Annotated in this window: 24 protein-coding genes; 1 reads left to right on the top strand and 23 read right to left on the bottom strand. The window is 37.2% G+C overall.

Features of this window, described 5'->3' with window-relative positions; genetic code table 11:
- Positions 1–469 precede the first annotated feature (469 nt).
- From RB214_RS16800 to RB214_RS16815, 4 genes are all read right to left on the bottom strand, one after another.
- The gene (locus tag RB214_RS16800) at positions 470–2263 is read right to left on the bottom strand and encodes a choice-of-anchor I family protein (RefSeq protein ID WP_309167861.1); all 1794 of its coding nucleotides are present in this window, start codon (positions 2261–2263) and stop codon (positions 470–472) included.
- An 83-nt stretch (positions 2264–2346) separates the two neighbouring features.
- Positions 2347–2958 carry a hypothetical protein gene (locus tag RB214_RS16805; RefSeq protein ID WP_309167862.1) on the bottom strand — a complete coding sequence of 204 codons (612 nt, stop codon included), beginning with the start codon at positions 2956–2958 and terminating at the stop codon, positions 2347–2349.
- A gap of 48 nt (positions 2959–3006) precedes the next feature.
- Complete coding sequence (gene glmU, locus RB214_RS16810; protein WP_309167863.1) at positions 3007–4365, bottom strand: bifunctional UDP-N-acetylglucosamine diphosphorylase/glucosamine-1-phosphate N-acetyltransferase GlmU; 1359 nt, start codon at positions 4363–4365, stop codon at positions 3007–3009.
- A gap of 220 nt (positions 4366–4585) precedes the next feature.
- Entirely contained in the window at positions 4586–7729 is a 3144-nt protein-coding gene (locus RB214_RS16815; RefSeq protein WP_309167864.1) for a lantibiotic dehydratase, read from the bottom strand.
- 285 nt (positions 7730–8014) lie between these two features.
- Between RB214_RS16815 and RB214_RS16820 the strand changes: the two genes are divergently transcribed.
- Positions 8015–8194 (top strand): hypothetical protein, encoded by a 180-nt coding sequence (locus RB214_RS16820; RefSeq protein WP_309167865.1) that lies wholly within the window; start codon positions 8015–8017, stop codon positions 8192–8194.
- An 822-nt stretch (positions 8195–9016) separates the two neighbouring features.
- Here RB214_RS16820 and RB214_RS16825 read toward each other — a convergent pair.
- The 19 genes from RB214_RS16825 to RB214_RS16905 form a co-directional block, all read right to left on the bottom strand.
- A complete protein-coding gene (locus RB214_RS16825; RefSeq protein WP_309167866.1) occupies positions 9017–9184 on the bottom strand; it encodes a hypothetical protein in 168 nt (55 codons plus the stop codon).
- Positions 9185–9205: 21 nt separating this feature from the next.
- Positions 9206–9418: a Blp family class II bacteriocin gene (locus RB214_RS16830; protein ID WP_309167867.1), complete on the bottom strand. Its 213-nt coding sequence runs from the start codon at positions 9416–9418 to the stop codon at positions 9206–9208.
- A 271-nt stretch (positions 9419–9689) separates the two neighbouring features.
- Positions 9690–9812, bottom strand: a complete 123-nt coding sequence (locus RB214_RS16835; RefSeq protein WP_283235055.1) for a hypothetical protein — start codon at positions 9810–9812, stop codon at positions 9690–9692.
- Positions 9813–9895: 83 nt separating this feature from the next.
- Positions 9896–10069 (bottom strand): hypothetical protein, encoded by a 174-nt coding sequence (locus RB214_RS16840; protein ID WP_171039665.1) that lies wholly within the window; start codon positions 10067–10069, stop codon positions 9896–9898.
- 112 nt (positions 10070–10181) lie between these two features.
- Positions 10182–10355: a hypothetical protein gene (locus tag RB214_RS16845; protein ID WP_309167868.1), complete on the bottom strand. Its 174-nt coding sequence runs from the start codon at positions 10353–10355 to the stop codon at positions 10182–10184.
- Between the two features lie 113 nt (positions 10356–10468).
- Positions 10469–10654, bottom strand: coding sequence for a hypothetical protein (locus RB214_RS16850; protein WP_309167869.1), 186 nt, complete (start codon positions 10652–10654; stop codon positions 10469–10471).
- Between the two features lie 252 nt (positions 10655–10906).
- A complete protein-coding gene (locus tag RB214_RS16855) occupies positions 10907–11824 on the bottom strand; it encodes a hypothetical protein (protein WP_309167870.1) in 918 nt (305 codons plus the stop codon).
- A 12-nt stretch (positions 11825–11836) separates the two neighbouring features.
- Positions 11837–12010 carry a hypothetical protein gene (locus RB214_RS16860; protein WP_171039663.1) on the bottom strand — a complete coding sequence of 58 codons (174 nt, stop codon included), beginning with the start codon at positions 12008–12010 and terminating at the stop codon, positions 11837–11839.
- Positions 12011–13140: 1130 nt separating this feature from the next.
- On the bottom strand, positions 13141–14415 hold the full coding sequence (gene ltrA, locus RB214_RS16865; RefSeq protein ID WP_294118655.1) for a group II intron reverse transcriptase/maturase: 1275 nt from the start codon (positions 14413–14415) through the stop codon (positions 13141–13143).
- Positions 14416–15517: 1102 nt separating this feature from the next.
- Positions 15518–15631, bottom strand: a complete 114-nt coding sequence (locus RB214_RS16870; protein WP_138609695.1) for a class IIb bacteriocin, lactobin A/cerein 7B family — start codon at positions 15629–15631, stop codon at positions 15518–15520.
- Between the two features lie 19 nt (positions 15632–15650).
- Complete coding sequence (locus tag RB214_RS20490; protein WP_375144331.1) at positions 15651–15761, bottom strand: class IIb bacteriocin, lactobin A/cerein 7B family; 111 nt, start codon at positions 15759–15761, stop codon at positions 15651–15653.
- 13 nt (positions 15762–15774) lie between these two features.
- On the bottom strand, positions 15775–15888 hold the full coding sequence (locus tag RB214_RS16875; RefSeq protein WP_309167871.1) for a class IIb bacteriocin, lactobin A/cerein 7B family: 114 nt from the start codon (positions 15886–15888) through the stop codon (positions 15775–15777).
- A gap of 19 nt (positions 15889–15907) precedes the next feature.
- Positions 15908–16018: a class IIb bacteriocin, lactobin A/cerein 7B family gene (locus tag RB214_RS20495; protein WP_375144331.1), complete on the bottom strand. Its 111-nt coding sequence runs from the start codon at positions 16016–16018 to the stop codon at positions 15908–15910.
- A gap of 13 nt (positions 16019–16031) precedes the next feature.
- The gene (locus RB214_RS16880; RefSeq protein ID WP_309167872.1) at positions 16032–16145 is read right to left on the bottom strand and encodes a class IIb bacteriocin, lactobin A/cerein 7B family; all 114 of its coding nucleotides are present in this window, start codon (positions 16143–16145) and stop codon (positions 16032–16034) included.
- A 144-nt stretch (positions 16146–16289) separates the two neighbouring features.
- Positions 16290–16406 carry a class IIb bacteriocin, lactobin A/cerein 7B family gene (locus tag RB214_RS16885; RefSeq protein ID WP_309167873.1) on the bottom strand — a complete coding sequence of 39 codons (117 nt, stop codon included), beginning with the start codon at positions 16404–16406 and terminating at the stop codon, positions 16290–16292.
- 277 nt (positions 16407–16683) lie between these two features.
- The gene (locus RB214_RS16890) at positions 16684–16794 is read right to left on the bottom strand and encodes a class IIb bacteriocin, lactobin A/cerein 7B family (protein ID WP_309167874.1); all 111 of its coding nucleotides are present in this window, start codon (positions 16792–16794) and stop codon (positions 16684–16686) included.
- A 606-nt stretch (positions 16795–17400) separates the two neighbouring features.
- On the bottom strand, positions 17401–19614 hold the full coding sequence (locus RB214_RS16895) for a peptidase domain-containing ABC transporter (protein ID WP_309169044.1): 2214 nt from the start codon (positions 19612–19614) through the stop codon (positions 17401–17403).
- Complete coding sequence (locus RB214_RS16900) at positions 19614–20858, bottom strand: HlyD family efflux transporter periplasmic adaptor subunit (RefSeq protein ID WP_309167875.1); 1245 nt, start codon at positions 20856–20858, stop codon at positions 19614–19616. The genes RB214_RS16895 and RB214_RS16900 overlap by 1 nt, the downstream gene beginning before the upstream one ends.
- Positions 20859–20860: 2 nt before the next feature.
- Positions 20861–21202, bottom strand: a complete 342-nt coding sequence (locus RB214_RS16905) for a hypothetical protein (RefSeq protein ID WP_166379278.1) — start codon at positions 21200–21202, stop codon at positions 20861–20863.
- Positions 21203–21366 lie beyond the last annotated feature (164 nt).

Here is a 21366-nt window from a genome sequence, read left to right on the forward strand (position 1 = left end):
GTAGGTTGGCTGTTAGAACTCAATCTGTACGAGTGCCCACACAGATGATTGCTTTATATTGTTAAAGAACGCTTGAGTCGCTTTAGCGACTCAAGGGATGCGAATAATACACCCTTTATTTTTCGAGTCAACACTTTGTTTTAAAATTTCTTTTTAGAAGATTTAAAACCGAAGTTTTATTTAACTCTCTGAGTAGTTCGTGCCTCGCTATGCTTCGTCCGCTGCGCGTCGCCATATCCCGTCTCAGTGGGGTCGCATTATAGGGAGATTCGAGCGGGGGTCAATGTTTTATTTCAGCTTTTTGACAATTAAATGAATTTAGTATGAAAGCTATACAAATAAAGGGCTACAGGATACTTTTAGTTTAAAAAACACGCACAACATATGTATCTATTGATGATGTATAGTAAGGTTTAAACTAAGCTGTATGTTAAACAAACAACACACAGCTTTATTTTAAATTAAAGGTTTATTTAGATGCTATTTCCCATACGGCAATGGAGCCTGATATTTCATTTCCAACGATTAAGAGTGGGTTTCCTGTCGCACTTTGCTCTGCTGGAACGAATACCATTCCTTCAGGTGCTAAATCGCCTGTAATAGTAGCTCCTTTAATTAAGCCTCTATTGTAGAAGTAGTCTTCAAACTGCACATTGTATGGATTAGTAATGTCGTAAACCATAATACCGCCCATACGTTCTAAACCTATAAAAGCAAATGTACGATCGTCAATTTTACCAATAGTCAGCGCTTCTGGCTCTGCGCCTTTATCATCTGAACGTGAGTCACCTTTGTTTTCATCTTCATTGTTGTTAAATGCTTCACCATGAACCGATGCAGTAATACGACCTATATCATCGCCTGAATCAAACACCACCAGCCCATTGCTGTCCCAAATGGTAAACGAACGTGCACCATAAGCATAAAGCGATTCGTATTGGCCATCGTTATTAGTATCGCCTTTTATTGTTGTTACTTTTAAGCGACCAATATCATCATCGTCATTATTTAAGTAATCAAAATTAGCTGCAAGCGTTAAGTCTTCAACGCGGCTTTCATCTATATAAGCTAAGCAGCCATCGTCTTTATCGTAATCAAGACCGCCCTTTGCTATACAGTCTGATTCATCCGTTGTATCAAAAAAGTATTCTCTTGCGTCACCTTCGTTGGCAGTGACTATAAAGTTAGCGCCTTTCCAACTAAAGCTTGAGATAGTATCGGGCTGGTACATACCATAGAGCCCTGGGTATGATTTAAAATTAACGCCGCCATCTTTATCTGAGGCATCAAGTTGTAAGCTTGACCAATCTTTAAAGCCTAAGCCCTTTAGCTCAAGGCTGTTGTCTTGTAGGTTAACTATTGCAAGTGCATTGTTTTCTTGAATAGATACATAAGCATATTTGTTATCTTTAGAAATGCTAACGTACTCGGGTTCTAAATCCATAGCTACTGTAGTATTTATTAGATTACCGTTAATAGTACGACCATTTGGGTTTGCAAAAACGACCCCTTGCGCTTCTAGTTCGGCTTGTTTGTTGTTATAGGCTTTAAAATCAATATTTATTGCTGTATCGGCTATTACATTATTTGTTATATCGATAATACTAATAGAACCTTCAGGATCTACGCTGTAGTCGCCACTTGGTTCACCTTCGTTAGCAACCACTGCCTTTGCGCCATCATGGGTGAACGTCACCATGTCTGGTAAAAATCCGACTGTAACATTTTTAATAAATACAGGTAAGTCGCCGCTTATATCGTAAAAAGCAATTTGACCTGCATCACCCGTGCTTTCAGCAGCCATTGCCACTGCAAGTAGGTTGTTATTTTCATCAATAGCAATGCTGTTTGCATCGCCTTGGGTATGCTCTTTTAAAGACAACGTAATAACGGACGTTAAATTTGTGGCGCTGATAACCCCTTCGTTATCTTTAACGAGTGCGGCAGTATCAAAGGTATCGGCGGGTAAAATATTAATAACAACGTCATCGCCTGAACTGTTAATAGCGTAAATCCATTTTTTAGATGCTTGGTAAGCAACTATTTCAGCGGCACCTTCTGGACTTTGTGCATTTAATACTCCTCTTCCTACGAGGCTAATATTTAATACTGAATTAGCATTTACACCATTTATCCCATTAGTTCCAGTTGTGCCTTGTTCTCCCTGTAATCCTTGAAAGCCGTTTTGGCCATCGTCACCATCAAGTGAGCAACCAGTAAGAACAGATATAAGTGACAGCGCAATAATTGATTTTTTAAACATGTGATTTTCCTTAGTATTGTATTTTCTAAATATCAACACACAGGCATGACAAGATTATGGCAATTTTAATACAGCCCCTTAGCCTAAGTAATTAGCTTATACGCTAGCGGAGTTATTAAAATTAAAGCGGCCGTATAGCCAAGTATTTTTACAGTCGGGGAATAATCTCGTTTAATTGCAACCCCTAGCAAAGGTCTAAGTACATCAATACGTGTAATACCCCATGTAATAACACCGCAAAAAGACCAAGTCCCTGTAATAATGATGAATGGTTCAGCAACAGGCCCTAAACTTAAAGGCTGTAGTAAAAAACACAAAATAATCAAAATGCTTTGATGCAATAAATAAAAGGGAAACACCCATACATTGAGCTGTTTTAAATAGTAAGTATTAAAATTTAAAAATCGGTGAGCGAGCGCAAGTACAAAAAATACACCTACAACACGTTGAATATTGTAGCTAGCGCTTAAAATAAAATGAGGAAGAGTAAACACCTTCTGATAACTCAATATTATAAGTACAAACAAAACCGCAAAACTCAAAGCTAGTAATACTAATTTTTTATTTAAGCAGTTCCAAAAGTAAGTGTTTTTAGCAAATATGTATCCTGCGAGTAGCAGTATTAAGCCGTTAGTCTCTCTAATTGAATCGCCAGTTAAGTAATAGCTTGTAAATAGTATGGCAATAGTGAGCAATTTAAACTTCAGCTAAAATAAAAAAGGCTACCTAAGTAGCCTCTATTGTTATTTTTTAACTGGGCGTTTCCAACCTGTTAAATTACGCTGTTTAGAGCGTGCTATTGCTAATTGATCATCTTCAACGGTACTGGTGATCACAGAGCCTGCACCAATTGTTGCAGTTGCACCTATATTTACTGGAGCAACGAGTGATGAATTAGAACCAATAAAGGCATTATCGCCAATAATAGTTTTTGCTTTGTTAACACCATCGTAGTTACAGGTAATAGTGCCAGCGCCAATATTCACTTTTTCGCCAATTTCAGCATCACCTAAATAACTTAAGTGGTTGGCTTTAGAGCCTTTACCTAAACGGGTTTTTTTCATCTCAACAAAGTTACCAATGTGTGAGTCTTCTTCCATTACAGCGCCTGGGCGAAGGCGGGCGTATGGACCGAGTGTACATTGAGCTGCAACTGATGCATCTTCAATTAGTGTATTAGCTTTAATAATAACGTTATCGCCGATGCTACAGTTTTTAAGTACGCAGTTAGGGCCAATTTGTACGTTATTACCTAAGGTTACTGTACCTTCAAAAATAACGTTGATATCGATAAGGACGTCTTCACCTGTTTTAACATCGCCACGTACGTCAATACGTGCAGGGTCAGCAAGGGTGGCTCCATTTAACATCAAGTCTTCTGCTTGCCATGCTTGGTAAGCACGCTCTAATCCTGCAAGTTGTACGCGGTTATTTGCACCTTCAACTTCCATTGGATGATCAGGCTGTGCTGATGTAATTTCTACGCCTTCACTGTGCGCCATAGCGACTATATCTGTTAGGTAGTATTCGCCTTGAGCATTATTGTTAGATAAATTACCTAACCATGTTTTTAAAAGCTTGCCATTAAGCGCCATAATACCGGTGTTTACTTCGTTAATAAGTAACTGCTCTGCATTGGCATCTTTTTGTTCAACAATACCCACTAGCTTGCCATCAACACGTAGCATACGCCCATAACCATTTGGATTTGCTAAATTAACGGTTAATACTGCTAAACCATTTTTAGGTGTCGCTGCTAATAAGCGTTCAAGTGTAGATTGCTTTGTTAAAGGTACGTCACCGTATAAAACCAGTACGGTGTCGTCGTCATTTATATGTGGGTTAGCTTGTGCCACTGCGTGGCCTGTACCTAGCTGTTCAGCTTGCAGCACCCAGTTTACGTTATTATCGGCTAATTGTTGTTGTAATAGTTCGCCGCCGTGACCATAAACTAAGTTAGTAGAGGTTGCACCTAGCGCATTGGCATTATCGATAACATGTTGCACCATAGGTTTACCTGCCACTTTATGCAGTACCTTAGGAAGAGCAGAACGCATACGGGTACCTTTACCCGCTGCAAGAATAACCGTTGTTAGAGCCATTAAAACAATTTCCTTTTTCCGTTGTTTTAGCTTAATAGAATAAGTGTGCTGCAAAGTAGATTACGTAAGTCACATCATGTGCAAATACTCAGTAGGCTAAGCAATGACTACTGAATCCTAACTTAAGCAAAGTAACACCTAATAGAATAGGGTTATTGTAGCGGGGATTTAAGGAATATATAAGCGCGTTTAAAGGTATTAATTCTTTAAACGCGCCTTTTTATTTAACTTTACTCATCGAAAAGTATTTTCGCCTTAACAAGTCATGTATTACAAACTCTTGCTCTCTACCATATGCTTTAAACATTCGGTTATTGTGCATATGTAAAAGAGAGCTTAAAAGTGAATCTCGAGTGCAGTTAAGTTTATTTTCTTTAATGAGCTTAACTAAAACTTTAACTACTGGCTCAGCATCACTCATCCATTCTTTAAATAACTTAGAAATAAACGTTTGAATTTCGTCCAGTTCATCTGTAGCAGCAATGTTTAGTTTATTGAAATCATCATCTAACTGCGCTTGGTACTCTCGAAAACGGTTACCTAATTGCTTACGTAAAATACTGTTTTCATTAAACTCATTACCAAAACCATCTCGTAAATGGCTGATTAGATTTAACCGCTCAGCGTCGCTGTAATCAAATAGATTAAGCAACTTATGTGTATAGTTTAGAGCTATACGCCAACGTATATCTTCACCGTAGTCATCTACTAATAAACACGCTTTTGCAACTAACGAGCTGTCATACATAAATAAAGATTCAACTAAACCTATAGATTCAGGGCCTCCATAGCGTTCAACTTCTCGCTCATAGGTCATTAACTCTACTTTATGTAACTCTCCGCTTTCGATCATTTGATCAAGTAAGTTATTTAATAAAGGTAATAATTCGCCACATAATATATTTGGCTCTCCGTGAAAACGAACTCTAATATGCCAATCTGGATCTGAATATCTAATAAAAAACCACTTGTTAAACAAGTTTTTATTCGACTCAATAAGTGGAAGTAATTTCTCACTCAAAAGTTGCTCAACTAAAGAGTTACCACTATAAATTTTTAAACTAAGCCACTCAGAGCCTGCACTAAATCGTCGTTTAATTGGCAACGCTGATATATTTGCAAGAGGCTCATCTACAAAGTGTTTATGTACTTTTGCTTGCGTATTTCTAAAAGGCACTATTATTTCATTATTATAATGATGTCCAAACTCATCTCTTACGCGAGACGAAAAACTAGAAGATAAAACCTCCTTCAACTCAACCTTAGTTTGCCCCTTAGTCTCTGCGAGTAAAATTTCAAACATATCAGAGTTTCGCAAATCTAACTGCAAAATATTATCAAACATTGCATAGCAAACTTGTGTATCTAACTGGTAGGTAGTGAGGAGAGTATTAAGCTTATCTAAATCTAGTTGGCCATCAATAAAAACTTCTTGTAGGTGTTTTCTATCAACGCGCCATGTTTTTTCACTCAGCACTAAATTATCTAACATTATTCGTGGAACAAAACTATGCCTAGATGTACTTTGCGGCATAGAAAAGTTAATAGGGCGTCCGTCTTGGTGTTGTAACATACATAAAAACTTATAAGCACTAAGGCTATGCGATGAATAGTTGTGCGCGCATGACAAACGCGGAATAATTTGTTTATTTAGTCTCTTACTCCAAAGCTTAACGTGCTGGCCTTCAACCCATACATATAAATCGCTTAAATGTATTTGATACTCCTTATTTAGGCTGCTATCTGCCATAAATACGATTTCATATTCTCGTAAATGCGGGCGAGCAATAACATTACCTGGCCGCCCTTCTGGCATATGTACAACTTCAGCAAAAATAACATCGGGTGAGTGCGCTTGCTCTTGTTTTAACTCCTCTATCACTGCATTTTTTAAATTTTCATCTAAGTGACAAAAGCGACCTAATAAATTTGCCGATGATGGCCCATAACAACCATTAAACTTAAAGACTGGATTTTTTTTATCATCTTCATAAAGACTTAACATAGCAGCAAAAGAACTAGGATAACTTTTGATAGCATCTTTATTCGCTATTTTACTTTTCAATTCTTTACTTGTTAGTACGATACAATTTTTATGACGATTAGCAGGAAGGCTGATAGCGTCTTCAATAATTGAGTCTATTAAACTAATGCTTGCGGTTGAATTTAAAATGCTTCCTGCGCGAGCAAGGTGCAACCCTGCTAACAAAGGTGTTTCATAGCTAGTTTCATTTGAAATCCCAATCCCAGTCTCATCATCTAAAATTACATCTAGTGGTACAAACTGTCCTTCAAAACGATTATGAAATTGATTGATGAACTGAGATAAAGAGTTACTTGTTTCGTTCGCACTTAAACCAGACAGCAGTTCAAGCTGCTTTTGCACACGATTAACTTCTATTTCACTTAAATAGCAAGCATTGTAATTACGGTAAACATCAGCTTGAAACAGCTTGTTTTCTTGCACTTTTATTGGCAGTTCTTCTAAATGTGAAAGTAATTGCTTATAGGGAGCAATAGTCCCTTTTTTATCTTCATCTAAAGACTCTATTTTCACTAATGTAGTTGCTAAATTGTCTGAAATATAATTTTCATTAAGGTTTTGAATTGATTTTAATAAAGCATAGTCAGGAGAATCTCCTGTTAACGGTAACGGAATGTCGGCTACTAGCGCCCCTTCATTAATTAAATCTTGAATATAGGACTCAACATCCTCTTTATTTGCATCTTTGTATTGTATAAAAAAGGCCTCACATAAACTATTAAAGCTAATACCGGCGCTAGATCGATTTAGAGCAAACCTAAAATACTCATCACTTTCAATGGCACTCAATCGATATTGCATACTATTATCTAAGAGGTAACTTTCTATATACCGGCATTGATCCGCAATAAAATAATGTGAGGGGTTTGGCTTATATATGAGTGAATTTGAGCGAGGGGTACTTTTAATAAAGTAATCTTTTAGTGCGTTTAAATAAAACATGTCTAAACGCGTTTTACGGCTATCTTCTTTATAATTTCCAACAATTAAATCCGTAGACGAAGTAATATCACCTTTGTTTACACCAGAAAACAAACCAAATGGCGTTGGCCTTGAGCACATTCGAACCATATATTTTATTAAGGCATGTGAAATCTTTTTCCCTTGCTTGGTGTTTGGCTTTTCACGCCATTGACTTATGCGTTCTAATAAAGAAGGGCTTGCAAGATAAAGCGCCTCTTGAACACCGTACATACCTAACCAGCTTTCTAGTATTTTGTTAGTATTTGCATTTACATCATTAAATTGTAATAGCAGCTCATTACTTAACCGTGGTACACGTATAACAAAAAACGGAGCACTTTTTATTTTTTCAGACACTACTACATCCTTTCATTTTTAAGTAACAAACAAGCAATCAGAACAACCAAACCCTCTGCAGACTATAACCCATTACTATTATTTTTTATTAGAATGCCTTTTATCATGATGATACTGCATAAGAAAGCCAAGAGTTAACAAATAACCCATCATTTTTAAATGCTTAAAAAACAAAATATACAGAACGCTTACGCAAAGCCACAAACATTAACATCTAGGGGTTGTAAAATGGTTTCTATGAGGATTAAATGAGTTAGGCATGTTCTATTGAAATAAGTGATGAAAATGAAACTAAATAAAAAGAAAATTAAAAAGTTATCGTCGGGCATGAAGCTTATACCGAATGAGATAACACCACTAATAGCCGGAGGAGGACATTGCGTAAAAAAGCAAAAGTCGATTGATGAAAACAATAATTTGAAAATAGATAAAAATATAAAAACATTTTTTTATGTTACTTATTAAAACAGAGCGGGCTTCTCATAGTTTGCTAGACACCATTGAGTTACATTGTAAATTCTAATAAGGGGGGTTTTATGAGCAAAGGCAAACGTTATATCACTGGCGGAGCCAATTATCAGGTAAACCTAAAGCCGTTCAATCATCCGATGAAAAATTGAAAATCGCTAAATTAGAGGCACAATTGAAACGAGTCACGGAGGAACTGGACATTTTAAAAAAGGCCGCAAGGTACTTTGCCAGCAACCCCGAGTAAAGTACGGCTTCATTCGAGATCACCAAGATGAGTTTTCTATTCGGGGATGTGCCGCCTTTTTAAACTGCATTGAAGTGGTTTTTATGCGTGGTTAAAAAAGCCTATAAGCGATAGAACGCTTGAAGATAATCACTTGTTGAAGCTCATTAAAGCGTTTTGTGTAGCCAGTGGCGGCACGTATGATAGTCCTTGGATACATGCAGACTTGCGTAAAGCCAGTGAGTAATGCAGCGTAAATCGTGTTGCTAAGATCATGCGACAACATAAGCTTAAAGCGCAAATAGGGTACAAGCGTAGCCATATTAAAAGCGGTTAGACATCGCGGATTGCGGATAACTTATTAGCGCGTCAATTTAACCCAGCTGCGCCGAATCAACCATGGGTGGGTGAGTGACATAACTTACATTTCTCTCTTTATGAGTCGCCAAATTAACTATACAACTACAGTATCTGCTTAAGATGAGCCAACAATAGCGCAATAATAGCTTTCATCTGCTTTTTTGAAATGCATATTTAATCTCATATTAATAAATAGAGCATAAAATTTATGCTCTATTTAAAGTATCTAATAACTATGTATCTTTTTTAGTGGACCAGAATATACGAAAAATAAAAGCTCCCATTCCACCTAATAAAATAGATAAAATAATTACTTCTAAAAAACTTAAAATAGAAGCAGAAATCCCAATAATAAACGTTATTACTATTAGAAAAAGCCATGCAGTTTTTTTAGTAGTCATTATGCAATTTCCTAGTTATAGTTATTTTGTATAGTATAAGTATACTTCTCTACCCAAATAACCGATACCACCAGAAAGACCTCCAGCTAGAGCACCAGGACCAGCACCAACACCACCTGCAACAGCCCCAAAAGCGCCACCAGCTAATGCTCCCCCGAAAACGGCTGCACCTAATTCTTTTGTTGAATATCCACCGTTCACTTCTTGAATTTCATTTACGTTTAAATTTTTCATGTTATTATTTTCCTTATTCGTTGCTTTTTTGTTAAGTCATCGAGTTGTTACATGCTCACACAACACTATTAGTGAGAGCGGTTAATAGGCCGGCTTTTGCTATCCCTTCTAAAGTTAACTAAAGCTAGCCAGTCTAATTTTATGACTTAATCACATTACCTAAAGTGGTGATGTGCCAATAACGATAATAGGTACAATGCAAATACAACCTTCACCATTTTTACACCACCAAAAATATTATCTACTTTTTCTATCTCTATAGATTTTAATACTATCGCTTAGTAATAAATGGAGGGAAATTAATAAATGGAGGAATACAACCATTACCATTTTCGTCCATACGTACACCACCTGAAATAGCAGATATTGTTTCTTTATTTTTTAACTGAATCATTTTTTTGCCTTAAATTGCTTATTAAAGTAAATCTTTGCTTTTACTTATACTGCGGGGCAATGCGACCCCGCACCTAAAGAGGATTACATCCAGTCTTCTGGTGGGAATGGACGAGGATCGTTACCATCCTCTGGGATTGCCATAGTGATCGGATCAAATGGGCCACCGGTCTCTTTTAAAGCGAGGGTTACATTGAAGTCACCTTTACCACCAACAACTTGTTCATTTTGTGTTTTTTCTAATGAAAATGGGTGCATTTCTTTTCCTTATTTACTTTTCTCGTTAATGGCATTATTGCCGTGTTTATTACGTGATACTCCGCCAAGAATTCACGTAACGTTAAAAGCTATCTCAAACTATATTTTTTAATTACTTCCAGACTTCTGGTGGGAATGGGCGAGGATCGTTACCATCCTCTGGGATTGCCATAGTGATCGGATCAAATGGGCCACCGGTTTCTTTTAAAGCGAGGGTTACATTGAAGTCGCCTTTACCGCCAACAACTTGCTCATTTTGTGTTTTTTCTAATGAAAATGGATGCATTTTCTTTTCCTTATTTACTTTCTCGTGAATGGCTTTATTGCCGTGTTTATTACGTGATACTCCGCCAAGAATTCACGTAACGTTAAAAGCTATCTCAAACTATAATTTTTTAATTACATCCAGTCTTCTGGTGGGAATGGACGAGGATCGTTACCATCCTCTGGGATTGCCATTGTAATTGGGTCTGTAGGATTGATACCACCGCCATCCTCTGTACAACCGCCAAAATAAGTAACTTTAGAGGCTACGCCACCTACAACTTGCTCTTCTTGTGTTTTTTCTAATGAAAATGGATGCATTTTATTTTCCTTATTTACTCTCTCATTAATGGCATTATTGCCGTATTTATTACGTGATACTCCGCCAAGAATTCACGTAACAGTAAAAACTAATATTTGTGTTTAGCTACTTAAAAATTAAGGGAAAAATTTACGGATAGCTTGCAAGCAATCTACCCAATTACCATTTTCGTCCCAACCTAATCCACCAGTAATGGCTTCCATCTCAACAACACCTAACTCTTTCATATATGTTCTCCGTTTTATTAATTATTAATGCTCTAACATGTAATCAACAATATAATCAGACATTGAAATGCCTGATTGTTTTTCAAAACCAATAAACATGGGTGAAGGATTTGCCTCTAAAAAATAATACTCACCGCCTTTATCCCGACGCCAGTCTATAGCGGTCCAATTAAGGTATAACTCTTTTGTTATTTCTATAGCTTGGTTTTTTATTAGCTCAGGTGTATCAATCACTACCAGTTTTGCATCATCATCTACTCTAAAATCAGCCAACTCACTTTTAAGCTCTATTGATATAACACGCTCACCTATTACATAAGTCCGTATATTAGTGCCGGATATAAACTCTTGTACTGTAATTGGGGATTTAGCCAACGCTGCTTCAACTCTTCCAGCCTCTAAGTGAGACTCTGTTAAAATTTCAGTATGCGCGCCACCAAAAACGGGTTTAAAAATACTTTGCTCTAAATTTTTATATGCAAGCTTTATATCTTCTATGTTGTTACCAACATAGGTTTGAGGAATTTTAACGCCCAAATTTTTTATTTTTTGTAACTGATACGGTTTTTCTTGATGATGCTGAAAAGCCTCCCAACCATTAACCCACTTAGTGCCATTTTTTAAGTAAAACCAAGTCCTTAAGCAGGCCATACTATCCTTTGCAGCAATACCCTGCTCAGTCATAAAAGTGGCTCGAGTCTCTTCATCAGACACGCCCGAGAAGCTACGCCAGAACACGGCTTTAATATCACTTAAATTGATAAGCGTGCCACAACTTAAAGTTAAGCTGCCATTGCCATCATTAGGTGAAAAACTAAACATTATTTTTTTTGGAAAGTCATGTGTTTGCAGTAGATATGCATCTACATTTCTCGCTTTTAATTTATTTAGTATTTTCAAGGCATGCTCATCATGTAACTGCCCAATAACAATATAAGCCATTTATAAATCCTATTAATTAAGTGTGTAATAATCTAAATTACTTATGTCGCTTTCCGCGATATTAAATATTTGACAGCTATTACTTATAACACCGTCTGAATCTAAATAGCTGTCAATACAGTCTGCTGCCATTTGTTTATCTAAAAAACGCTCTAATTCATATTCTGATTGGAAGTACTTAGCCATTTTATTATTCCTATTTTGTTATCTTTGGCTGTACAACTACGCTTTTAAATATGCATATTAAACCAGCCAATTACTCGTTTATAATTCAAATTCATGTCGCTCTATGTTTTCGACGGGATTAATAATGAGTTTATTTTTTAAAGATTGCAAAAGCCTAAAAAAAACAACAAACCAATACAAATCAAGAGATTGTGTTGAAATGTTATTTTATTATAATTTCATTTTATGCTCTAAATATGAAATAACGCGGTTTGTAAGCGCTGTATATTGTTTTAATTAGCTGGTGAAATAATAAGGTGGTTTCGACTATAGGTAGTAATTGCAGGAACTTAGGAACTAGACTCTTCCTGAATAATATAGACACCTTTTATTTATAAATTAAGTAGACATAGAAAAAGTTAGTAATGAGGTTTAATCTTTGAGTAGATCGCAAAGTTATCAATAAACACTTTTCTTTAAAGCGAAAATAAACAACTCAGTGCAAAGTGAAACAAGTGATCTAGCAATAGAGGTGATTTTGATTTATCCACTTACTACTCCAATGCTAATTGTAGTTTTTCGCAATGGGAGAGCGGTATTTACTAAAAGTAATATATGGGACTTTTTATATCTAATTGTGTTCCGTGGCTATTTTTAGTGCTTTTATTAATTAATGAATAAGCTAATAAACAACACATCATAATAAGTCTAGACTCACGGCATCATGGCCACTCACCAACTATAACTTTAAGCTGAACTAATCGATATTGAAAAGTAAACTGCCTTCTACTAATTACCGAGACTAAACAGTCAATCACCACCCTAGCTGAAAACAGTAATGATAAAAAGTTAAACCGCTGAAAAATCTACTTTGATATAAATTATTTATAACCTTAAGAGTTATTCGTAAATATTTCACCGACTAAGTTTGAAGCAGTTAAGTACTAACTCTACAGCTAAAGGAAATGAGCTTGGCTGCTAATAATAGGAGGGCGTTCAGAACTCACTTTTTCAAGCCGATGTTTTAATTTTTGTTTGAGCTAGTACATCTTTTAAAGCATCGAGTAGGGTGAGGCTTTTGCCTCATCCCTCTCACAGAACCGTACGTACGGGCCTCGTATACGGCTCCTGTATTCTTCTATCCCTTCGGCTTATTTTCTAAACGCCGATTGAGCAAGCCATCCTGTACTTACGTTTTCCATTGAATATAAACCTTGCTCCTCAAACCATTGGTTTGGCATCGCTACATTCGATAATGGACTTAGAGAGTTTCGCCATGAGTTCATTTTGATGAACTTAAATGGCGGCTTTTTCCCTAATTGTTTTAGTCGCTTATGCAACCTCGCTGGGTTTTTCCACAACCTTAACTGAATTGCCCTTAATCGTCGTCTCACCCACCTTGCCAACAAATTTAGCACTCGTTTACAATTGGCTATACTGAAATAATTTACAAAGCCGCGCACCACTGGATTGAGTCTTTTTATTACTTCAATTAAGTTCATGCCACTATTTCGCTTTGTTAATCGTTTTACTCTTTGTTTAAAGCCTTTGAGTTTTGTGGCTTGGATACGCGTCCAATTACTGCCTATCTCCACTCCCAAAAATTTTACGCCTTCACTACTATGCGCTATGTGCGTTTTCTTTTGGTTGACTGTTAACTTTAAGCCTTTTTCGAGTATCTGAGTCGCTACTGTGAGTGCATTCTTGGCTGCTTTTTCTGTGCAGCATAAGATCAATATGTCGTCGGCGTACCTCACTATTCTGTGATTTCGCTTTTTCATTTCTTGATCAAATGCATCTAGGTAGATATTCGCCAACAATGGACTGATAACACCACCTTGTGGACTTCCTAGCTCACTCGCTTCCCAATTATTGCCTATCATTACTCCGCTTTTTAAAAACTGTTTGAGCAGTTTTAAGATGCTACCGTCTGTCACTTTGCGTTTGACGCTGCTTATGATCAAGTCGTGATCGAGTAGGTCAAAACACTTCGACAGATCCATATCAACCACCCACTCACGGTGATATTTACGAATAAATACCGTGGCTTTGCTGATGGCGTCATGACAACTTCGTTTCGGCCTGTACCCATAACTTGATGGGTGAAAGTCGATGTCGAAGAGCGGTTGGAGAATGTTCAATAGTGTTTGTTGTACTATGCGGTCGCGAACTGTTGGAATTCCCAGCAGTCTCACACCACCATCATCTTTCGGTATTTCTATCCGTTTGACTGGCTGTGCGCGATACTGCTTGCTTTGCAGTTCACCTTGCAGTTGTTTCAAGTTTTCTTCTAAATTCAAGGCGAACGCGGCTATGGACTGCCTATCTATTCCGGCCGCTCCTTTCGCTGCTTTCACTTTTTTGAATCCCTTGTACAGGTTATTAATATCTAATAATTGCCCATACAAGCTGTAGTAAACTGTCATCAATTGCCTTTGCTTACGGTATGTCTGTCGTTTCACATTGATGTATAGTGGTGTTCTTCATGAGGACATTAGGTGTGCTAGCCGAATGGCAATCTGCCTAAGTGGTCGCTCATTACTCCCATGCTCGGCCTTCAGTTCTCAGCGTCCACATTCCTGCTTAGCCGTCATCTCTTGCCTATTTCCGTCGAAATACATGTGAGCCTATACGTCGATACTCCTGATTTTCATACACTTAAAGAATACTTCCCCCCTTCGCAATCAATTAAAACTTTTGATTAAAATTGACCCTATCAAACATTCTGTTGATAGTCGGCTTGGTTTTCCCCTCCACACCATTACTGGCTTTCATCGGCCTAGCCTTACTCACTACTACGGGTTCATCTGCCACCTCACACCGACACTAAATCTTGGCTTTCACCTTGTATTTAGGCCACTTACTCTCATTAAGTTTAGATGCCAGGCTTCCCCAGTTACTGCACTGGCTCCCTGTTAGAAATCCCACCCTCAAGCACAGTATTGGTCTGACTAAGTATAGGGCGTTGCGCTATTTTGCACGCTGACCCACCAATACTGCCGAAACAGGTTACGGTTAGTTGTGTACCTCTAACTTCTTATGGCTTCCTTCAGACCCCACCGTTGGCCAGTGACGCCCTTGCCATTCAGATTATCTTCCCCTTAGTCAGGGTGATAAGGCATCTTTCAGCCTATCGGGTTTGCCAGCTTCGCTGGGCAAACAAAAAAAAGGAGCATATCTGCTCCTTATTCATCTTATTTCTCGCAATAAATTAATATTACTTCTCCGCCAAGAGAGTTAATATTATTTTTGAACTACATAATGAACTATACTGCCTACCAAAGGGCCACCAATTACTAATAAAGCAACCCCACCAGCAACTTGCTCTCTTACATCGTTGTTTATTTCTGTCATCTTATCTTTCCTTCAAGTGTTATTTTGTGCTGCACCTTTTAAAAGCCAGCAAATTATATATCATACATTTGGCCAAATTCTTGAACCAATCTGAAACCCTACATAAAGAGCGAGTAAAAAATTAATTATCATATAATGTTTATTGTAATATTTAACCATAGCCCTTCGCCTAAACTATTTACGTGTCATGTAAGCTAATGCCATACCTACAGCGAAGCCAGCACCTACAACTAAAGGTACAAGACCACCATCTACTTGCTCTAATTCATGTTTTTTTAATTCAATCATTCTATTTTCCTTTAAACTATTAAGGCCAGATTCGAGAACCAACAGTGACACCTATCGCAACACCTGCTAGGAACAAAGGTACTAGCCCACCGTTTACTTCATTGATTTCATGCTGATTTAATACATTCATAATTTTTTCCTTCTTATTTACGTGTAATGTAAGCCAGAGCCATGCCTACAGCGAAGCCAGCACCTACAACTAAAGGTACAAGACCGCCATCTACTTGCTCTAATTCATGTTTTTTTAATTCAATCATTCTATTTTCCTTTAAACTATTAAGGCCAGATTCGAGAACCAACAGTGACACCTATCGCAACACCTGCTAGGAACAAAGGTACTAGCCCACCGTTTACTTCATTGATTTCATGCTGATTTAATACATTCATAATTTTTTCCTTCTTATTTACGTGTAATGTAAGCCAGAGCCATGCCTACCGCGAAGCCAGCACCTACAACTAAAGGTACAAGACCGCCATCTACTTGCTCTAATTCATGGTTTTTTAATTCAATCATTTTATTCTTCCTTTATTTTATTAAGCCCAGATCCGAGAGCCAACTGTGAGACCGATCGCAACACCTCCTAGGAACAAACCTACTAGGCCACCATTTACTTCATTGATTTCGTGCTGATTTAATACATTCATAATTTTTCCCTAATTATTTGCGTGTCATGTAAGCTAATGCCATGCCTACCCCGAAACCGGCACCAACAACTAATGCTGCTACAATACCGCCATCCACTTGCTCTAATTCATGGTTTTTTAATTCAATCATTTTATTCTTCCTTTAAAATTATTTTGTAGCTACTATTTAAAAACTTTTGGAATCGTTGGAACTTTAGGCCCGATAATACAGCCACCATTTACGACGCCACCATTTACTGCGTTTACTTGTTCTTTATTTAACTTTGTCATTATCAATTTATCCTTATGCATGTTTTGCTATTGCGTAACCGTATAGAGCACCCGCTGCGAAATACACCAGTGGTACAAGGCCACCGTTTACTGCGTTTACTTGTTCTTTATTTAACTGTGTCATTATCAATTTATCCTTATGCATGTTTTGCTATTGCGTAACCGTATAGAGCACCCGCTGCGAAATACACCAGTGGTACAAGACCACCATCTACTTGCTCTAATTCATGTTTTTTTAATTCAATCATTTTATTCTTCCTTTAACATTATTTTGTAGCTACGTAATAACCTGCACCGATCCACACAGTAACAAATAGAATAGGTAAGACCCCACCATTAACCACCTGTACTTCACTGTCATTTAAATCTTTCATTTTTATATCCTTTTTAATTATTTTTGACCTAAGTAGAAACCCACGGCATAACCCGCTGCGAAATACACCAGTGGTACAAGGCCACCGTTTACTGCGTTTACTTGTTCTTTATTTAACTGTGTCATTATCAATTTATCCTTATGCATGTTTTGCTATTGCGTAACCGTATAGAGCACCCGCTGCGAAATACACCAGTGGTACAAGGCCACCATTTACTTCAATGACTTCGTGATGGTTTAGCACATTCATTTAATCTCTCCTGTCTTATAAAATATTCACCGATAACTCTTGAATCTAAGTAAGGCTTTAGACATGCCGCTTCACTTAATAACCCTAAATTTAGAGTTATTAAGGCAATATTTTGTACTTGTCTCCTGGTAATGGGAAAATCCCTTCAAAAAGGCCAATAAAGCGGCCGCCGTTTATATTTATCATTTCATTTAGGTTTAACTCTTTCATTTATTTCTCCTTTTTTATTAATTAACTTATTAAAAAACTTCCGTCTGAACTTGTATCTATAAACTCTTCATTTTCAACGTCTAAGCTACTTGCTTTCTTCATTTTTTTAGTTCTTGAACCTAAATCTGGCTTATCTACTTCTACAGCTTCACCATACCTCAGCTCTATAACCCTATCTGCACTGGCTATTGTTTCAGGTCTGTGTGCAATAATAATGCGTGTCACATCTAAATTTTTAACGGCTTCGTTTACTGAAAACTCTAGCTTTGTGTCTAAGTTACTTGTTGCTTCATCCATAAATAGAATTTTAGGTTTTCTGTACAAAGCTCTTGCTAGTAATAAACGCTGTATTTGTCCGCCCGATAATGCAGCCCCCATGTCACCAACGAGTGTGTTGTAGCCCATTGTCATTTGTAAAATATCTTTATCTATAGCCGCAATTTTGGCTGCCCATTCAACTTGTTGCATATCGAGCTCTGGGTCAAAAAACGATATATTGTCTGCTATTGACCCTGATAGAAGCTGGTCATCCTGCATTACAGCTGCAATCTGCGTTCTATATTGACCAAGTCCTAGCTGTCTAATATCAACACCGTCTACCTCAATCTTTCCTTCGTCGGGTTCAAACAATCCAAGCATTAACTTTGCAAGTGTGGTTTTACCGCAACCCGACGGGCCAATAATGGCGACTGACTCTCCGGCTTTAATTGATAGGTCTAGGTGTTTAAATACCGGTGCTTCTTTTTTGTTATATCGGTAATTAATGCCTTTAAGCTCTATATCGCCACTGATTTTTTTACCGCTCATTTTCCCCTGAATATCTTGCTCTTTCTCTGTTAAAGAGATATCTGCTAAGCGGTTAAAATGAAGACTGAGCATTTTAAATTCGATTATTTTTTCGATTAAGCTCGCCATTTTTTCTACAAATTGGCGTTTATAAGCCATAAAGGCAAACAACATACCGACCGTTAAATCACCTTCCATGACCAGCATGGCTGCAAAGTAAATAACTAGAACATTTTCAAGGCCAAAAATAACTTTATTAAACGCTTCGTAGCCTATGTTTAAGTGACCTACACGTATGCCTGAGTTCAAACTATCCGCGTATTTGTTGTGCCATACACTTTGCCTTTGCACTTCTCGACCAAAAAGCTTAATGGTTTGAATACCTCTCACTGTTTCCATAAAGTTAGATTGCTCTTTTGCCTGATTAACAATCACCTCTTCTGACATTTGGCGAAGTGGACGGTACATTGCAATTCTGAATACGGCATAAATAGCTATTGCAATTAACACAATAACGCTCAGCTTGGGGCTATATAAAAAAATCATAATGAGCGTTGCAATAGCCATAACACCATCAATAACCGCTTCAATCACACCTTTAGTCAATAGCTCTTTTACTTGTTGCAGTGAACCGAACCGAGATACAACATCACCAATATGTCGCTTTTCAAAATACTGCAAAGGTAGTCTGACTAAATGATGAAATAAGTTTGCCCCGAGCTGTATACTCATTAAATTACCAAAATGCAGTAATAAAACACTCCGTACAGCTCCTGTAACCATCTCTATTGCCATCAACAATCCAAAGCCAATAGCTAAAATAGCGAGTAAGTTTCGGTCATAGCTTAAAATAACCTCATCAACTACTAGCTGCATGTAATAAGGACTCGCTATTGCAAATGCTTGCAGTAATAGTGATAAAACAAATACTTTACCTAGCGTTGACTTTAAGCCGGTTACTTTGCTCCAAAAGTCAGATAATTTTAAGTTCACCCGCGAATCTTCAGATTTAAACTCTTCAGTTGGACTAAGCTCTAACGCAACACCTGTAAAATGTTTAGAGAACTCCTCCATTGTGTATTTTCGCTCGCCTAAACCTGGATCATGTATCTCTATTGACTTTTTAGTTACCTTTTTCAGAACCACAAAGTGATTCATATCCCAATGTAAAATACAGGGTGTTTTAAGCTGTGATAAATGTTCTAAATCTAACCTTAGTGCTCGTGTGCTTAACTTTAATTTATCTGCAATTTGCATTAGCTCTTCAAGGTTTGCACCCTTCAAAGATATTTCATGCTCTTGACGTAAACTAGTTAAGTCTGTTTTGTAACCATAGTAAGCGGCAACCATTGCTATACTTGCTAACCCACACTCCGCAGCTTCTGTTTGTAAAATTACAGGGAGACGTTTTGCTCCGCTAAATTTTAATAAGTGCATTGGGTTTTCCATCATACTGCTCCCTTAATGCTATATATTGGCTCAAATAACCACTCGAACAGAGAGCGACTGTCTACCATAATGTCTGCTTCGAGTAACATGCCTGCTTGTAAAGGCACAGAAGCTCCGTAAGCTTTTGCATTTTGATTGGTTAACTCTACTACTACTTGATACATTGGCTCTTGAAGCGACACTGGTAAAGTCGTTTCGTTTGGTAAAAGTATTGATTTAGAAACACTTTTTATCACTCCGTCATAAATACCAAAGCGTTGATACGGAAATGCCTGATAACGAATGCGTGTACTTTGTCCTTTTTGTACAAACCCGTATGCTCTTGTGGGAACAAAAAGAACAGCTTCTAATTTTGTGTCTTCTGGTAACACTGCCATTAATGGATAATTTGATTGCGCCATCATCCCAGGTTTAACTAATAAGTTACTGATGCGACCGCTACGCTGACTTCTCACATCATAACTTCCTTGTGATTCAGCCTGGCTAATTTGCTGATTTATGTCAGCTAATTGAGAGCGTATTTGCGATTCAACTTCTTGCTGGTTCATCGGCATTTGTATTAATTCAAATCGATACTGACTTAGTAATTCTTTTTGTGAAAGTAACTGGGCTTCTAAATCTTCTGCTTGTTGCTGAATAGAAAAGTAATTATCTTTTACCGTTTCTAAATCGGCGTTAGAAGCAAATTGCTTTTCTATAAGCGATTCAGTGTCAGTAACTCTTTTTTTACTTAAAACAACTCGTTTATCTAATAATGTCAGCTGTTTTTGGGCCTGCTCCACTTGAAAAGTCGTGCTCGCTATTTGAGATTCTAATTTTTCAACACTCACTTCAGCTAATAATTTTTGATTTTGTAAGTTTTCATTTAAGAATTGCTTTTGCTTAGTTAACTCACTCACGATTACATCATTAATATCGTTACCAGAAGAAAGTAACCTTTCCATCCGTATCCGCGCTAGCAATTGACCTTTAATGACATGTTCACCTTCTTCTACAAAAATCTCTTCAACAACACCTGTTGTTAAAGGATAAACCTTAGATAAACCGGTTGTTGGTCGTAAATAACCAGAAACAACTTCTTTTCGGTGATATTCACCTAAAATAAGGTATGTGAAGCCAATAATAACAATCCCTAAAATCAACCCTAATATCCATGTAAACGACATATGAGTTGCTATTGTTACCTCACCATCAAGTTTTTGTCCTTGATGGTCAATAGCTTCTTTGCGAAATAAACCTGACATATTTACACCATTGCCTCAGGTAGTGGTGTACTACAATGCAATTTCCATTCACCTGACTCTTTTACTAACGAATGTAAATTACTCGACACTTTATCTATATCTTTGCCATCTATCTCTGCTTTAAAATTAACTACATCTCTTACAACTAATAAGTCGTCTTGCTTTGCAATTAGTGCCACATTTTGCAAAGTAAACTTAAAGTCAAATTGCTTTCTTAGTGTTTCAAACTGTTGCTTGGTCGCATTAAATAAAGGGGAGCCAGAACAGAAATAATCTTCTAAATCATCTAAGCTACCATCGCAGATTAATGCATAGTAACGGCTAAAATATTCATTAAGCGTCATAGTAAGCTCCAAATTATTTAACTTTTAAAAGAGGGTTTTATTGGCCCCCTCTGATTCGATGGAATTTATATTCACAGATAATTATTCATTTAGCAAATGTGAGGATAATTAATAAAATTATTTTTTTTCAGTCACTTAAGCTAAAAAGTTATTTGTAAATAAGC

It is taken from the genome of Pseudoalteromonas sp. HL-AS1 (assembly GCF_031198785.1).
GTDB lineage: Bacteria > Pseudomonadota > Gammaproteobacteria > Enterobacterales > Alteromonadaceae > Pseudoalteromonas > Pseudoalteromonas distincta.

Bases quoted from the DNA above. Each gene is read 5' to 3' on its own strand.
- RB214_RS16800 (WP_309167861.1), bottom strand. From the start codon at position 2,263: ATGTTTAAAAAATCAATTATTGCGCTGTCACTTATATCTGTTCTTACT.
- glmU (WP_309167863.1), bottom strand. From the start codon at position 4,365: ATGGCTCTAACAACGGTTATTCTTGCAGCGGGTAAAGGTACCCGTATG.
- RB214_RS16820 (WP_309167865.1), top strand. From the start codon at position 8,015: ATGAAACTAAATAAAAAGAAAATTAAAAAGTTATCGTCGGGCATGAAG.
- RB214_RS16825 (WP_309167866.1), bottom strand. From the start codon at position 9,184: ATGACTACTAAAAAAACTGCATGGCTTTTTCTAATAGTAATAACGTTT.
- RB214_RS16830 (WP_309167867.1), bottom strand. From the start codon at position 9,418: ATGAAAAATTTAAACGTAAATGAAATTCAAGAAGTGAACGGTGGATAT.
- RB214_RS16835 (WP_283235055.1), bottom strand. From the start codon at position 9,812: ATGATTCAGTTAAAAAATAAAGAAACAATATCTGCTATTTCAGGTGGT.
- RB214_RS16840 (WP_171039665.1), bottom strand. From the start codon at position 10,069: ATGCACCCATTTTCATTAGAAAAAACACAAAATGAACAAGTTGTTGGT.
- RB214_RS16845 (WP_309167868.1), bottom strand. From the start codon at position 10,355: ATGCATCCATTTTCATTAGAAAAAACACAAAATGAGCAAGTTGTTGGC.
- RB214_RS16850 (WP_309167869.1), bottom strand. From the start codon at position 10,654: ATGCATCCATTTTCATTAGAAAAAACACAAGAAGAGCAAGTTGTAGGT.
- RB214_RS16855 (WP_309167870.1), bottom strand. From the start codon at position 11,824: ATGGCTTATATTGTTATTGGGCAGTTACATGATGAGCATGCCTTGAAA.
- RB214_RS16860 (WP_171039663.1), bottom strand. From the start codon at position 12,010: ATGGCTAAGTACTTCCAATCAGAATATGAATTAGAGCGTTTTTTAGAT.
- ltrA (WP_294118655.1), bottom strand. From the start codon at position 14,415: ATGACAGTTTACTACAGCTTGTATGGGCAATTATTAGATATTAATAAC.
- RB214_RS16870 (WP_138609695.1), bottom strand. From the start codon at position 15,631: ATGATTGAATTAAAAAAACATGAATTAGAGCAAGTAGATGGTGGTCTT.
- RB214_RS20490 (WP_375144331.1), bottom strand. From the start codon at position 15,761: ATGAATGTATTAAATCAGCATGAAATCAATGAAGTAAACGGTGGGCTA.
- RB214_RS16875 (WP_309167871.1), bottom strand. From the start codon at position 15,888: ATGATTGAATTAAAAAAACATGAATTAGAGCAAGTAGATGGCGGTCTT.
- RB214_RS20495 (WP_375144331.1), bottom strand. From the start codon at position 16,018: ATGAATGTATTAAATCAGCATGAAATCAATGAAGTAAACGGTGGGCTA.
- RB214_RS16880 (WP_309167872.1), bottom strand. From the start codon at position 16,145: ATGATTGAATTAAAAAACCATGAATTAGAGCAAGTAGATGGCGGTCTT.
- RB214_RS16885 (WP_309167873.1), bottom strand. From the start codon at position 16,406: ATGATTGAATTAAAAAACCATGAATTAGAGCAAGTGGATGGCGGTATT.
- RB214_RS16890 (WP_309167874.1), bottom strand. From the start codon at position 16,794: ATGATTGAATTAAAAAAACATGAATTAGAGCAAGTAGATGGTGGTCTT.
- RB214_RS16895 (WP_309169044.1), bottom strand. From the start codon at position 19,614: ATGGAAAACCCAATGCACTTATTAAAATTTAGCGGAGCAAAACGTCTC.
- RB214_RS16900 (WP_309167875.1), bottom strand. From the start codon at position 20,858: ATGTCAGGTTTATTTCGCAAAGAAGCTATTGACCATCAAGGACAAAAA.
- RB214_RS16905 (WP_166379278.1), bottom strand. From the start codon at position 21,202: ATGACGCTTAATGAATATTTTAGCCGTTACTATGCATTAATCTGCGAT.